This window comes from Pseudomonas sp. W15Feb9B, assembly GCF_000828175.1.
GTDB lineage: Bacteria > Pseudomonadota > Gammaproteobacteria > Pseudomonadales > Pseudomonadaceae > Aquipseudomonas > Aquipseudomonas parakoreensis.
On the sequence record NZ_JTKF01000005.1, the window covers coordinates 154,653 to 168,174 of the forward strand.

General features: G+C 59.8%; 15 protein-coding genes. 10 read left to right on the forward strand and 5 right to left on the reverse strand.

The window, feature by feature from the left end; translation table 11 throughout:
• Window positions 1–18 precede the first annotated feature (18 nt).
• Window positions 19–2,424, forward strand: a complete 2,406-nt coding sequence (locus OC71_RS03005) for a glucose/quinate/shikimate family membrane-bound PQQ-dependent dehydrogenase (RefSeq protein ID WP_041063968.1) — start codon at window positions 19–21, stop codon at window positions 2,422–2,424.
• Here OC71_RS03005 and OC71_RS28455 read toward each other — a convergent pair.
• The gene (locus OC71_RS28455; protein ID WP_256198910.1) at window positions 2,409–2,531 is read right to left on the reverse strand and encodes a hypothetical protein; all 123 of its coding nucleotides are present in this window, start codon (window positions 2,529–2,531) and stop codon (window positions 2,409–2,411) included. The two genes, OC71_RS03005 and OC71_RS28455, sit on opposite strands and share 16 nt — an antisense overlap.
• Between OC71_RS28455 and OC71_RS03010 the strand changes: the two genes are divergently transcribed.
• Window positions 2,530–3,816, forward strand: a complete 1,287-nt coding sequence (locus OC71_RS03010; RefSeq protein WP_041063970.1) for a carbohydrate porin — start codon at window positions 2,530–2,532, stop codon at window positions 3,814–3,816. The two genes, OC71_RS28455 and OC71_RS03010, sit on opposite strands and share 2 nt — an antisense overlap.
• Window positions 3,817–3,980: 164 nt before the next feature.
• Window positions 3,981–4,883 carry a bestrophin family protein gene (locus OC71_RS03015; RefSeq protein ID WP_041063972.1) on the forward strand — a complete coding sequence of 301 codons (903 nt, stop codon included), beginning with the start codon at window positions 3,981–3,983 and terminating at the stop codon, window positions 4,881–4,883.
• A 43-nt stretch (window positions 4,884–4,926) separates the two neighbouring features.
• On the opposite strand, the gene OC71_RS03020 is transcribed toward OC71_RS03015, so the two are convergent.
• Complete coding sequence (locus tag OC71_RS03020; protein ID WP_041063974.1) at window positions 4,927–5,178, reverse strand: hypothetical protein; 252 nt, start codon at window positions 5,176–5,178, stop codon at window positions 4,927–4,929.
• Window positions 5,179–5,462: 284 nt separating this feature from the next.
• Here OC71_RS03020 and OC71_RS03025 point away from each other — a divergent pair, with 284 nt between their 5' ends.
• Window positions 5,463–5,732 (forward strand): hypothetical protein, encoded by a 270-nt coding sequence (locus tag OC71_RS03025; protein WP_041063976.1) that lies wholly within the window; start codon window positions 5,463–5,465, stop codon window positions 5,730–5,732.
• Window positions 5,733–6,184: 452 nt separating this feature from the next.
• Here the strand turns inward: OC71_RS03025 and OC71_RS03030 are convergent, their stop codons facing one another.
• Entirely contained in the window at window positions 6,185–6,595 is a 411-nt protein-coding gene (locus OC71_RS03030; RefSeq protein WP_041063978.1) for a nuclear transport factor 2 family protein, read from the reverse strand.
• Between the two features lie 138 nt (window positions 6,596–6,733).
• Complete coding sequence (locus OC71_RS03035) at window positions 6,734–7,651, reverse strand: LysR family transcriptional regulator (protein ID WP_041063980.1); 918 nt, start codon at window positions 7,649–7,651, stop codon at window positions 6,734–6,736.
• 109 nt (window positions 7,652–7,760) lie between these two features.
• Between OC71_RS03035 and OC71_RS03040 the strand changes: the two genes are divergently transcribed.
• Window positions 7,761–8,513, forward strand: a complete 753-nt coding sequence (locus OC71_RS03040; protein WP_041063981.1) for an SDR family NAD(P)-dependent oxidoreductase — start codon at window positions 7,761–7,763, stop codon at window positions 8,511–8,513.
• 55 nt (window positions 8,514–8,568) lie between these two features.
• Window positions 8,569–9,135, forward strand: a complete 567-nt coding sequence (locus tag OC71_RS03045; protein WP_041063983.1) for a VOC family protein — start codon at window positions 8,569–8,571, stop codon at window positions 9,133–9,135.
• A gap of 80 nt (window positions 9,136–9,215) precedes the next feature.
• On the opposite strand, the gene OC71_RS03050 is transcribed toward OC71_RS03045, so the two are convergent.
• Window positions 9,216–9,887, reverse strand: coding sequence for a lipopolysaccharide kinase InaA family protein (locus tag OC71_RS03050; protein ID WP_041063985.1), 672 nt, complete (start codon window positions 9,885–9,887; stop codon window positions 9,216–9,218).
• Between the two features lie 328 nt (window positions 9,888–10,215).
• Between OC71_RS03050 and OC71_RS03055 the strand changes: the two genes are divergently transcribed.
• From OC71_RS03055 to OC71_RS03070, 4 genes are read left to right on the forward strand one after another with little or no spacing between them, the layout of a single operon-like run.
• The gene (locus OC71_RS03055) at window positions 10,216–11,205 is read left to right on the forward strand and encodes an aldo/keto reductase (RefSeq protein ID WP_041063987.1); all 990 of its coding nucleotides are present in this window, start codon (window positions 10,216–10,218) and stop codon (window positions 11,203–11,205) included.
• On the forward strand, window positions 11,202–11,792 hold the full coding sequence (locus tag OC71_RS03060; protein WP_041063989.1) for a flavodoxin: 591 nt from the start codon (window positions 11,202–11,204) through the stop codon (window positions 11,790–11,792). Before OC71_RS03055 ends, OC71_RS03060 begins: the two co-directional genes overlap by 4 nt.
• A 24-nt stretch (window positions 11,793–11,816) precedes the next feature.
• Entirely contained in the window at window positions 11,817–12,809 is a 993-nt protein-coding gene (locus OC71_RS03065; RefSeq protein WP_041063991.1) for an aldo/keto reductase, read from the forward strand.
• A 60-nt stretch (window positions 12,810–12,869) separates the two neighbouring features.
• A complete protein-coding gene (locus tag OC71_RS03070) occupies window positions 12,870–13,337 on the forward strand; it encodes a cupin domain-containing protein (protein WP_041063993.1) in 468 nt (155 codons plus the stop codon).
• Window positions 13,338–13,522: the final 185 nt, after the last annotated feature.

Genomic DNA, 13,522 nt, shown 5'->3' on the forward strand with positions numbered 1-13,522 from the left:
CTCAACGGGACATTCAACGTGAAGCAGAGTCAAGGCCTCTCGGGCATATCAAAATTCATTCTGGTCGGGCTGGGGGTGATCATCGCCCTGCTCGGCCTGGCACTTGCGGCTGGCGGAGTGAAGCTGGTCAGCCTGGGAGGGTCGTGGTACTTCCTCGTGGGCGGTCTGGTGATGGCCGTTTCCGGTCTGCTGATCGCTCGCTTCAAGACGGCTGGCGCCTGGCTGTTCGCGGCATTTCTGGTCGGGACCGCGATCTGGGCGGTGAGCGATGCCGGGCTGGTGTTCTGGCCGGTGTTCTCGCGCCTGTTCATGTTCAGCGCCGTAGGCCTGGTGGTGGCGCTGGTTTACCCGCTGCTCAAGCGTGCCAACGGTGGCGTGCCGGGGCGTGGCGCTTACGGCGTTGCCGCTGTCCTGGCCGTGGGGCTGGCGGTGGCTGCCGGCAACATGTTCGTCGCGCATCCGACTGTCGCTGCCACCGGCACGGGCCCGGGCCTGACGCCGGTTGAGCCAGACAAGGCGCAAAAAGACTGGGCGCATTACGGTAATACCGAAGGCGGCAGCCGCTTTGCTGCGCTGGACCAGATCAACCGCAACAACGTCGACAAACTGAAAGTGGCGTGGACCTACCACACCGGTGACGTCGCCGAGAGCGATGGCAACGGTGCCGAAGACCAGCTCACCCCGCTGCAGATCGGCAACAAGGTGTTCATCTGCACCCCGCACAACAACCTGATTGCGCTGGATGCCGACACCGGCAAAGAGCTGTGGAAGAACGCGATCAACGCCAAATCGAAAGTCTGGCAGCGTTGCCGTGGCATGGCCTATTTCGATGCCACCAAGGCCATCGCTCAGCCAAGCAATTCGAGCATCATCGAAGCCAAACCGGCGCCTGCCGCCAATTGCCAGCGCCGTCTGCTGACCAACACCATCGACGCTCGCCTGATCGCGGTCGATGCCGACACCGGCGAGTTCTGCCAGGGTTTCGGTAACAACGGTCAGGTTGATCTGAAGGCCGGTCTGGGCGATGTGCCGGACAGCTACTATCAGCTCTCCTCCGCTCCGCTGATGGCCGGTACCACCGTGGTGGTCGGCGGTCGTGTGGCCGACAACGTGCAAACCGACATGCCGGGTGGCGTGATCCGTGGTTTTGATGTGATTACCGGCGCCATGCGCTGGGCGTTCGACCCGGGCAACCCGCAGGATAAAAAGGCCCCGGCCGATGGCAGCACGTATGTGCGCAGCACGCCGAACAGCTGGGCGCCGATGTCCTACGACCCGGCGACCAACACCGTGTTCTTGCCGATGGGCAGCTCGTCCACCGACATCTATGGTGTCGAGCGCAGCAAACTCGATCACACCTACGGCGCCTCGGTGCTCGCGCTGGACGCCACCACCGGTGATGAACGCTGGGTGTTCCAGACCGTGCACAACGATCTCTGGGACTTCGACCTGCCGATGCAGCCGAGCCTGATCGACTTCACCAAGGACGGCAAAACCGTTCCGGCGCTGGTCATCGGCACCAAGGCCGGGCAGATCTACGTGCTCGACCGCGCCACCGGCAAGCCGTTGACCGACGTTAAAGAAGTCCCGGTCAAAGCCGCGAACATCCCGAACGAACCGTACTCGCCAACCCAGCCGAAATCGGTGGGCATGCCGCAGATCGGTGCCCAGCACCTGACTGAGTCGGACATGTGGGGCGCCACCCCGTACGACCAGTTGCTGTGCCGGATCGATTTCAAATCGATGCGTTACGACGGCCTGTACACCGCGCCGGGTACCGACAAATCGCTGAGCTTCCCGGGTTCGCTGGGCGGTATGAACTGGGGCAGCCTCTCCACTGACCCGGTCCACGGTTTCATCTTCGTCAACGACATGCGCCTGGGTCTGTGGATCCAGATGATTCCGTCGCAGAACAAGGCTCAAGCCTCGTCCGGTGGCGAAGCGTTGAACACCGGCATGGGCGCGGTACCGCTCAAAGGCACGCCGTATGCGGTGAACAAAAACCGCTTCCTGTCGGTGGCCGGCATTCCTTGCCAGGCTCCACCGTTCGGCACCCTGACCGCGATCGACATGAAGACCCAGAAAGTCGCCTGGCAGGTTCCGGTCGGCACCGTTGAAGACACCGGTCCGCTGGGCATCCGCATGCACCTGCCGATCAAGATCGGCCTGCCAACCCTGGGCGGCACCCTGTCGACCCAAGGTGGCCTGATCTTCATCGCTGGTACTCAGGACTTCTACCTGCGCGCCTTCAACAGCGGCAACGGTGAGGAAATCTGGAAAGCGCGTCTGCCGGTCGGCAGCCAGGGCGGTCCGATGACCTACGTTTCGCCGAAAACCGGAAAGCAGTACATCGTTGTCACCGCTGGCGGCGCGCGTCAGTCGACCGATCGCGGCGACTACGTGATGGCTTACGCCTTGCCGTAAACCGCAGTGCCCGTGTTGAACACGGGCGCTTTCTTTTTGCGCGCGGCACCTGAGGGTGCCGCGCCGCTTTCCGATATCGCTACCGCTTTGAGCAGGAAGATCTCCATGTTTGGTTTTACTCGTAACGGCTGGGTCAACGGCGTGCTGTTGGGCCTGACCTGCACCACCCTGCCCGCCTTCGCCGATACCGATTCGAACCTGTTGACCCGCAATACCCTGACCGGTGACTGGGGTGGCCTGCGCCACCAGATGGACCAGGACGGGATCAAGTTCACCGGCGATTACACCGGCGAAATGGCTTACAACGCCGATGGCGGCCTGCATCGCTCCGGCCGTTACTCGCAGAACATCAAGCTCGGCGCCCAGTTTGATCTGAGCAAGTTGTATGGCGTGGAGAACGCCGGCAAGGTCCAGTTGACCATCAACGACCGCCGCGGCAACAGCGCCTCCGAAGACCTGGTTGGCAACCGTCTGCCGATCCAGGAAAACTACGGCGGCCTCTACACCCGCCTGACCGAACTGAGCTACGAGCGCAGTCTGTTCACCCCGGCGCTCAACGTAAAACTCGGCTACATGGCCATGGGCAACGACCTCGGTGGTCTGGACAGCGGCATTCTGTGCAACTTCATGAACGCCGGTTTCTGCGGCCATCCGCTGAACATGTCCGGCGGCAGTGGCTGGACCAACTACCCCAACGCGCACCTGGGCGTGCGGGTGAAGTACGACTTGTCCCCATCGTGGCAACTGCGCGTGGCCGCGTTCAACGTCGATCCGGAAAGCAACGGCAACTCCAGCCGCGCCTGGCACCTGGGCCCGAAACACACCACCGGCACCGTGGTGCCGATCGAACTGGTGTACAAGCACGCGGGCCAATTGCCTGGCGAATACAAGCTCGGTTACTACTACGACAGCTCGGACGTGAAACGCATCGGCAGCGACAAAGAAGTCTCCGGGCGTGGCGGGCATTACCTGCTGATTGATCAGGCGGTGTGGAGTTCGCAATCGTCCGAGGGCCGCAGCCTGCATGCGTTCGGCCAATACTCGGCAGCCAGCGAGGCGGCTTCGCCATTCAGCAAGTGGTATGGCACCGGTCTGGTGCTGTACAAACCGTTCGAAGGTCGCCCGCGTGACACCGTCGCTCTGGGCTACGGCCGCGCCGTGCCTAACCCGCGTAGCCGCGACGTGCAGCAGGACGCCGCCATGGCCAACGGCACGCAGTTCCCGAACCTGGACAGTGGCGAGCAGTTGATCGAACTCGGCTACGGCTACCAGGCCACGCCTTGGCTGACACTGCGCCCGAACCTGCAATACATCATCGAGCCGGGGGTCTTTTCCGGGCAGGACATCGACAATGCGTTGGTGTTTGGCTTGCAGGTGAAAGCTTCGCTCTGACTTCTGGCAGAACTGCAGGCAATAAAAAACCCGGCGTAATGACCGGGTTTTTTATTGCCTGACAATTGTCGTAACCAAGATGCTCAGTCAACACCGAACCTTTACCCCCAAACCTGCGTCGGAGCTAGGGCGTTAACGCTTACCGCTCGCCACGAGGTTTCCGTTTGAAAGCAGCCATCGTCAAAAAATACCGTTTGATCATCAAGACCATGGGCTACGTGGGCTGGTCGCTGTTCTGGCTGTTGCTCTGGGACATCGCCGTCACCGTCGACTTCATGTTGTTCCTCAACGCCAAGATCAACCTGCCGCTGATGCCTCTGACTTTGCTCGGTTCAGCGCTGGTGGTGCTGATCAGTTTCCGCAACAGCAGCGCGTACAACCGTTGGTGGGAAGCGCGCACGCTGTGGGGCATGATGATCAACAGCTCGCGCAGCTTCGCCCGGCAGGTGCTGACGCTGCTGGATGATCCCGATAACGAAGTGAACCCGGTGAAGGCGACGCTGTTGCGCCGCCATGTGGCGTACGTCAATTGCCTCGCCGCGCACCTGCAAGGTCAGCCTTGCCCGGAGGAGGTCCGCGCGTTTATCCCGGCAGATGAGTTCGCCCGCAGTGGCACCACCAACAACTTCGCCAACGACCTCCTCACCGGTTCCGCGGCGTTGCTGGCCCGGGAATACAAGGGCGGGCGTCTGGACAGCATTCGTCTGGCGCGGCTGGAATCGACCATGGTCGAGCTGTCCAACAGTCAGGGCGGGATGGAGCGGATCGCCAATACCCCGCTGCCTTACCCTTACGTGTATTTCCCGCGCCTGTTTATCTCGCTGTTCTGCCTGATTGTGCCGGTGGGGCTGGTAGAGTCGCTGGGCTGGTTCACCCCGCTCGCCTCGACCGTGGTGGGCTTCATGCTGCTGGCCATCGAGCGCATCGGCACCGACCTGCAAAGCCCTTTTCGCCATAGTGAGCACCAGATTCAGATGGAGGCTCTGTGCGAAACCATCGAGAAAAACCTGCAGTCGATGCAGCGTGATTCATTGGGGGATGCGCGCAGGGTTGAAGAGACTGTTTAAACACATGCACGCCAGGGCATGACGCCCTGGCGAGTCGCAGGTATTACTTTTTCTTTTTCGCCGGTTTGTCAGCCTTATTTGCATCCTTGGCCTTTTCCGGCTTGCTATCGGCTTTCTTGGCAGACTTTTTCGGTTCGGCGTCTTTCTTCTTGTCTTTCTTGTCGGAAGACTTGGAAAGCGTGGAGGCTGCCGCCGATTTCTTTTCCGGCGAGGACTTTTTGTCTTTCAAGTCCTTGCTGGCTTTCGAAGCATCGTCTTTTTTGCTTTTCTTCTCGTCTTTAGCCACGTTGACCACCTCTCGGAATGTGCCGGTATTGGCACCGGGCCTGTGCGAATGAACACAAGCTGATCGTTAGGCGTGAGCGTTCGGGCGGGGTTCAGATTATTTGACTCGATCCAGCGCCCTTGACGAAGACTGGCCGTTCAACAAGTTGTCAATAGCACAGTTGTGCGACTGTTCTGGAGATAGCGCAGTGATAGGCTTTTCTGGCGTCACATTACGCGAATGCCCGATCTGTTCAGAAGGCAGGTCGGGGCCGCTGTATAAGCCCGCTGTCAGTTAACTGAAAGGATTCGAACATGAAAAAGCCCATGACAACTCTGGCCATCTGCGCGACGCTTGCTTTCGCCGCAACCGTCACAAACGCTGCCGTGCATCCAACGACCATCACTGCTCCACAGACGGTCAAGCAGGCGACCGCCTCGATTGACACGCCTTTCGCAACCCAGCGAAAAGCCGGAGAAATCCAGACGGCCAGTCTGGCCAGAAGTTGCTCCGATGAGCGCTATTCCTGGTGGGAATTCAGTGGCTGGGAAATAATCGCCTGTCTCGGAAGCGGTCAGTGGTAATTATTCAAACGAGTCTGGTGCGTGACTTATGTGCTGAGCACGCACCAGCGCCTGTTTTAGCCAACTTGTCACTCTCGCAACCATCAGCATTCCAATAGACGTTGCGCCTGTTGATTGACCCGGGCACTCATGCCTGACCCATGGCCGCAACCACGCCTCTGCCCTGCCCCAGAAACCCTCGTTCTGATGCGCCCCGTTTCATTGGCTTCCCTTGCAAATGAATACGCAAAAATAATGGTACAGAGACAACCCTTCATTCACATTTGAGATGGGTGTCTGAGTTCGACGATGAAGCCAAACTGGGCCCCACAGGTCAGGCTCCCTGAACTGGCTTTACAGGATGGTAACTAGAGTTTTTAAAAACTCTGGGCCGAAAGCGTACATCCGTGAGCGGCCAATGGCGGCCAGAAGCGCACAATCCCTGCCCGCCATACCGGAATAATCGCGACTTATTAGCCTCGCTCTGAATCAACCGGCGCGAACGCTTTGGCAGCGGCCACGGTATCGAGGGATTCGCGCAGCAGCTGAATTTTGCCGTCTTTGGCCACCAGGCGGCCGGCGTACATTTGCCGGTAGAGGCGCCCAGTGGCAGGCACCAAGGCCTCTACGCTGTATTCGGCAAACGCCTGATCGGGTGTGTCGATCAAAAAGCGCACATTGTGAAATTTGAAATCCGGCACTTTACCGAGCAACGAGCCAATGAATCCCTCGATGGCGGCAGGGCCTTGAACGCGATGGGGTATGCCCAGCGACGCTAGGTACGGCAACTCGAGCACGCCATCCTCCGCGAAAAGTGCTGCCGCCAGGTACGGCGTCTGAATGGCATCCAAGTAATTTTGCAGTAACTCCACGGCATTTTTCATGACGACTTTCTCCGAAACGCATAAGGGACGAGCACACTGCAGGTGCTGACCTGACTACGTTAAGGGACCCCTTCGATTTCAAAAACAGACGTTAATGAAAATCATCGTTTCATAATTGAAAGCCATGTGCGCAACGTCTCATGACGGCCATCGCCATTCGGGCTGGCTTAAATGTTCGGCAAAAAAGTCCGACAGCGCTTTGATTTTCACAGGCCGTGTACGCGCCGAGGGGGTGACGAAATACAAACCGCCACGGGCCATGCTCCATTGCGGTAACACCACCACCAAGCGTCCGTCTTTCAAGTACTCGCTGGCGATAAATTCCGGCAGTTCGGCGATAGCCAAGCCCTCAAGCAACACCGGCAATAAAGCATCCGAGTTGGTCACTCTCAGCGGGCCGCTGGGCACCACGTCTTCTTCGCTGCCGTCTTGATGGGTGAACCGCCACACTTGGCTGCGGGCCCGGTAGGCATAACTCAGGCACGTGCGGGACGCCAGTTCGCGGGGGTGGCCAGGATGGCCATGAGCGTCCAGATAAGCCGGTGAAGCGACCAGGTATTGAGTGACGGCACACAGTCGCCGTGCAACCAGCGAGGAATCCGGCAATACGGCGATGCGCAAGGCGGCATCGAAGCCCTCGGCGATCAGGTCTACCGAGGCATCTGAAAGGTGCAAGTCAATCGACAGCTCGGGATACTGGCGCAGCAATTGCGGCATCAGCGGTGCCACCCAACGCAAGCCAAACGACATGGGTATCGCCAAGCGTACTTGGCCGCGGGGCTGGACCGATAAATCCTGAGCCTCGCTTTCCACCTCTTCAGCCTGCCGATAAATCTCACCCGCCTTGGCCGCCATGCTCGCGCCGAATTCAGTAAGTGCCAGTTGCCGCGACGTACGGTTGAACAAGCGCCCACCCAGGCGCGCCTCCAACCGCGCGACCGCCCGCGATACCGTCGGCACCGACACGCTCATGACGCGCGCCGCGCCGGCGAACGAGCCCTCTTCGGCCACCTTGGCAAACATTGCCAACCCTTCGAAATCCGGAAGTCTGCTCATTTCATTTCTGCAACGATAGGTTTCAGGCAATTCTATTTTGAAAGTTTTTCCCCGTCGATAAGCTTCTCCCACACCGCAACTCACTCAATCGAAATACGGGAGAAACACCATGACTAACAAACTCGAAGGCAAAATTGCGTTGGTAACCGGCGGCACTACAGGCATCGGTCTGGCCACCGCCAAACGCTTCGCTCAGGAAGGCGCTCACGTCTATATCACGGGCCGTCGCCAAGCAGAACTGGACGCCGCTGTTACCGCAGTTGGCAACGCCACCGGCGTGCAGGTGGACTCCACCAACCTTGATCAGCTGGACGCGTTGTATCGCCAGATTGGCGCGACCCACGGCCGAATCGACGTGCTGTTCGCCAATGCTGGCGGTGGATCCATGCTGCCGCTGGGTGACATCACGGAACAGCAGTACGACGACACCTTCAATCGCAACGTAAAAGGCGTGCTGTTCACTGTGCAAAAGGCGCTGCCGCTGCTGGCTCCAAAAGCCTCGGTGATTCTCACCGGCTCTACGGCAGGCAGTTCGGGCACGGCCGCCTTCAGTGTGTACGCCGCGTCCAAGGCCGCCGTGCGCTCGTTTGCCCGCAACTGGATTCTGGATTTGAAAGACCGCCAGGTGCGCGTCAACACCATCAGCCCCGGCGCCACCCGCACGCCTGGCCTGGTTGATTTGGCCGGCCCTGATGCCGCTCAACAGCAGGGCTTGCTCGACTACCTGGCGTCGCTGATTCCCATGGGGCGTGTCGGTGAGGCTGATGAAATTGCCAGTGCGGCGTTGTTTCTGGCCTCGGATGACGCCAGTTTCGTCAACGGTATCGAGCTGTTTGTTGACGGCGGCCAGGCGCAAATCTGAGCAGTCAGCGGGCGACTGTTGCGGTCGCCCGCCACCCATTCATGAGGATCCGTTTATGAACACATTGCACTGGGCACTGCTTGCCGCCACCCTGCCCTTGGCTGCCGGTACTTTAGCAGCGCCCTCGACTCCGCAGAGCCCACCCGCCATGAACTCCGCCGCACCGCTTCAGGTTTCAGCCATCGATCATGTCGGCATCAATGTGCCGGATATCGACGAAGCCACACGCTTTTTCTCCGCGCTGATGGGCGCACGGGTGATCTCGGACATCAGCCCTGGCAAGATCCCGGATCAGTGGAAAAGCCAATTCCGCTGGCACCGCTCCAGCGAGCTGCAACGCTTTGTGATGCTGCAAATGGACGGCGGCGCGAAGTTGGAGTTGTTTCAGTACCAAGGCTCTGAGATCAATCAGGTTCAACCCCATGGCGACGACGCCGGAGCCAGCCATGTGGCGTTGCGCACCGCCGATATTGACGGCAGCCTGGCTACCCTCAAGCGCCTGAATGTGACCATTCTCAACGAGCCCATTACCAACCCGGACGGCGTTCGCTGGTTCTATTTTCAGGCGCCGTGGGGCACGCAGATTGAGCTGGTGTCGCTGCCGCACAACGTCGGGGGCTGACCCCGCCGTTTACGAAAAACTTGTGGCTGATTAACAATCCGCCAACAGGACGGTAAGGCCCCGGTGGCAGGCACACCTATCTACATAGTTCTACCGCTGGCTTGCTCATAGCTCGAAAGGAAATGCCGCCACTGCGACTCATCCCAGAAAGAATGCCGTCTGAGTTGGGGAATGTCGTGACGCGCCGCGCCCATTGCCGTAGCACGACCGCGAGACTTCTCCAGGTCAAGCAGCGCCAGTTCGAAATCGAAGTCAGCGTCAGTAATCGACGCCTTGATAAAGATGTGTTTGGAACGCATGCAACCGTGTTGCCATTTGCCCGAGTGCAGCCGCGCCAGCATTTGCGCTAAACGTTCAAGCAGTCGCAGATGTTGCGCTGTGGTCAACAGGCTTGCAGCTCCCTGGCCATACCAGGTATCCAGATCGATGAAGCCGCCCAGGTCTTCGGTCACCAGAACACCCTGCCATAGGCCGTCAACTTTTCTCGCGCCATAAAATACCGGCCTTGGTGCATTCACGCCCAGTTGCTCGAGTCTTGAAAGGGCAACGCCTTCACGCAATGCGGTGGGTCGGCCAGTGGGGTAACGCAGACTGCGGAACAAATGGCCGGTCTGACGCTTTACAAAAAACGTCTTGTCACCTTGAACAATCAGCTGGACACCGCTGGTGCCGCTGCGGCGCACATTCGGCGGTTCCACCCACGACCCGGACGTACCCCACCAAAAATCAAACTCATCGCGTGCCCTGCCCATTGTGTGCTCCATTTTTTGTAGAAATTGTTTCGTGCGACGTCGCAACAGCAGCTCAGTCTATTTGTGGACGTTAATAGTTCCCTATTTATCGCGGATGTTAGGGCCATCTTGAGGCTTTTACGCAACGATGTGACAGAAATTGGCTATGGAAGTTGTATATCCCTTCTGGGAGACCTTTGCTCGCAACGTCACATTCAGATGCCGGCAGAGCGCGGTCGACACATCGAGTGACTGATGAGTGAGCCTCATAAACCCTTGCCGATTTACCCGTCTAGTACCCTTACTCACGCTCGCTTACTGTGCTCCCAACGTCTGACGGGAGATCGACATGCACAAGCGCACACTCGGAAACAGTTCACTGCAAGTGTCAGCTTTGGGCTTTGGCTGCATGGGCTTGAGCCATGGCTACGGTCCAGCGACAGAAACGCCGCAAGCGATCTCGCTGATTCGCAAGGCCGTTGATCTAGGCGTCACCTTCTTCGATACCGCCGAGTTTTACGGCCCTTATCTCAATGAGCAAGTCGTCGGCGAGGCGCTGTCCCCGGTTCGTGACCAGGTCGTGATCGCCACCAAATTCGGCTTCGCCGTCGGTGCTGACAACACAAAGCAGACTCTGGACAGCCGGCCCGAACGTATTCGGGTCGCCGTCGAAGGTTCGCTGCGCCGACTGAAAACCGATTACATCGATTTGCTTTACCAACACCGCGTCGATCCGGACGTGCCGATCGAAGACGTCGCCGGGACGGTGAAAGACCTCATCAGCGAAGGCAAGGTCAAGCATTTCGGCCTGTCGGAGGCCGGTGCACAGACCATTCGCCGTGCGCACGCGGTGCAGCCGCTCACGGCGCTGCAAAGCGAATACTCGCTGTGGTGGCGCGAGCCCGAACAGGAAATCCTGCCGACGCTTTGGGAGTTGGGCATCGGCTTCGTGCCATTCAGCCCTTTGGGCAAGGGCTTTCTCACCGGCACGGTGTCGGCGGAGGCCACTTACGGCAGCGACGATTTCCGCAGTATCGTCCCGCGCTTCAGCCAATCGGCGCTGCAAGCCAATCAGGGGTTGGTGGTATTGATTCGCCAGATCGCCGCGCAGAAACACGCAACACCGGCGCAGATCGCTTTGGCCTGGCTGCTGGCGCAGGCACCGTGGATCGTACCGATTCCGGGCACGACCAAACTGCATCGCCTGGAAGAAAACCTCGGCGGCGCGGACATCACGCTCGATGCCGCCGAGCTGAAGGCGATTGATGTTGCGCTGGCGCAGATCCGCATCGAAGGCGAGCGCTATCCCGAGGCCCTTAAAGCGCGTGTCGGTCGATGAGCAACGATCACGATCCGCTGCGGCGCACGGTGATCGCCGCACTGGCCAGCGCTCCGCTGCTGTCGCTCGCCGACACGCAAGGCGCCAGTGAAACACCGCGCTCAGGCTCGCGGATTCTGGTCGCGTACTTTTCGCGCTCGGGCAATACCCGCGTGGTTGCGGGGCTGATCCAGCGTGGACTGGGTGCCGATCTGTTCGAGATTCGCCCGGCCCACGCCTACCCCGAGGACTATCTGCAAACCGTGGAACAGGCGCGTCAGGAGCGTGACAGCGGCTTCGAACCCGAACTGCAAAACAAGGTTCACGCCCTCAGCGACTACGACACGATTTATCTCGGCTTTCCGATCTGGGGTGAAACCGCGCCGCCGATCGTGCGCACCTTCCTCAGCGCCCACGACCTGACCGGCAAGACCCTCATCCCCTTCAACACCCACGGCGGTTATGGCTTGGGCAACAGTCGCAGCGTGCTCGTCAAGCACGCGCCGAAGACTAAGGTTCTGGAAGGTTTTTTGATGGAGGGTGAGCAAGAGCGCAAGACCATGGAGCGCGTGAATGGCTGGCTGAGCGATCACCCCCTCACGCGTTAATCGAATTCTGTACGGAGTGACATCATGAAAATCCGCACGTTGGGCAATGGCCTGAAAGTGTCCGCACTGGGCCTTGGTTGCATGAGCATGACGTCGGCCTACGGGCCGGCTGCCGACAAAACCAGCATGATCAAGCTGATTCGTTCGGCCCACGAGCAAGGCGTCACCTTGTTCGACACCGCTGAAGCGTATGGCCCGTTCGCCAATGAAGAACTGCTGGGCGAAGCCTTGCAGCCGATCCGCGAGCAAGTCGTCATTGCTACCAAATTCGGCTTCGATATCGACCTGATCACCGGCGCACGCGGCGGCGGCACCAACAGCCGCCCGGCGCATATCCGCGCCGTGGCCGAGGCCTCGTTGAAGCGTCTGCGCACCGATTGCATCGACCTGTTTTATCAGCACCGCGTTGATCCGCAGGTACCCATCGAAGACGTCGCCGGCACGGTCAAGGAGCTGATCGCCGAGGGCAAGGTCAAGCATTTTGGCCTGTCTGAGGCGGGTGTGGAGACCATACGCCGGGCTCACGCGGTGCAACCGGTCACGGCGGTACAGAGCGAATATTCGCTGTTCTGGCGCGGGCCGGAGCTGGAACTGCTGTCGGTGCTGGAAGAATTGGGGATCGGCTTCGTTCCGTTCAGCCCGCTGGGCGCCGGTTTCCTCACCGGTCAGATCGACGAGCACACGCAGTTCGACGCAAGCGATTTCCGCAATGTCGTCCCGCGCTTTTCCCCTGAAGCGCGCAGGGCCAATCTGGCGCTGGTCGATGTGGTGAAAGCCGTCGCGCAACGCAAACACGCCACGCCGGCACAAGTGGCCCTGGCCTGGTTGCTCGCACAGAAACCGTGGATTGTGCCGATCCCGGGTACGACGAAACCGCATCGCCTGGAAGAAAACCTGGGCGCGGTCGAGTTGCCATTGAGCGCAGATGATCTGCGCGTGATCAACGAGCAGATGGCGCAAATTCAGGTGCACGGTGAACGCCTGCCGGAGTCGGCACTGAAAATGACCGGACTTTGAGTCTGCCCAACGCGGCGCTGCGTGCGGCGCCGCTTTCATTGCCTGACCGGAGTTGATCCGATGAACCGATTGATCGCGCCACTCGTGGCTTTCTCACTCATGACCGCAGAAGCCCAGGCTGCCAGTGAAATCCGCGTTACCCCGAACGGTACCCAGCCCTCGATCAAGGGCGCGGCGCAAAACTTTACCGGCGCTGTGCGCGTCGATGGCTTGTTCAAAGGTGACGCGCCCGCGCGCATCGCCGGCGGCACGGTGACCTTCGAACCTGGCGCACGCACGGCGTGGCACACCCATCCGCTGGGGCAAACACTGATCGTCACCGCTGGCGTTGGCTATGTGCAGCAAGAGGGTGGCCCGCGTCAGGAAATCCGTCCGGGCGACACTGTCTGGATTCCGCCGAACACCCGGCACTGGCACGGCGCCACGACCAACAGTGGCATGACCCACATCGCCATCGCTGAAGCCGAAGACGGCCAGACCGTCACCTGGGCGGAGCAGGTCTCGGAGGCGCAATACGCCGGCCAATGAAGTTACAGAATGTGTCGAAGTTGTTCACTCGGTACTCTTCCAGCCAACCATCATCTGACCTCCGGGCCCCGTAACAGCGGGGCCGCGTCAGGACTCCAGCGGTGATGGCAACGTTGACTCATGAGTTTTGCTCAGGAGTCCATGCGCCTTTTCGGGGTTAATCGCCACCACCATCCTCCGTACGA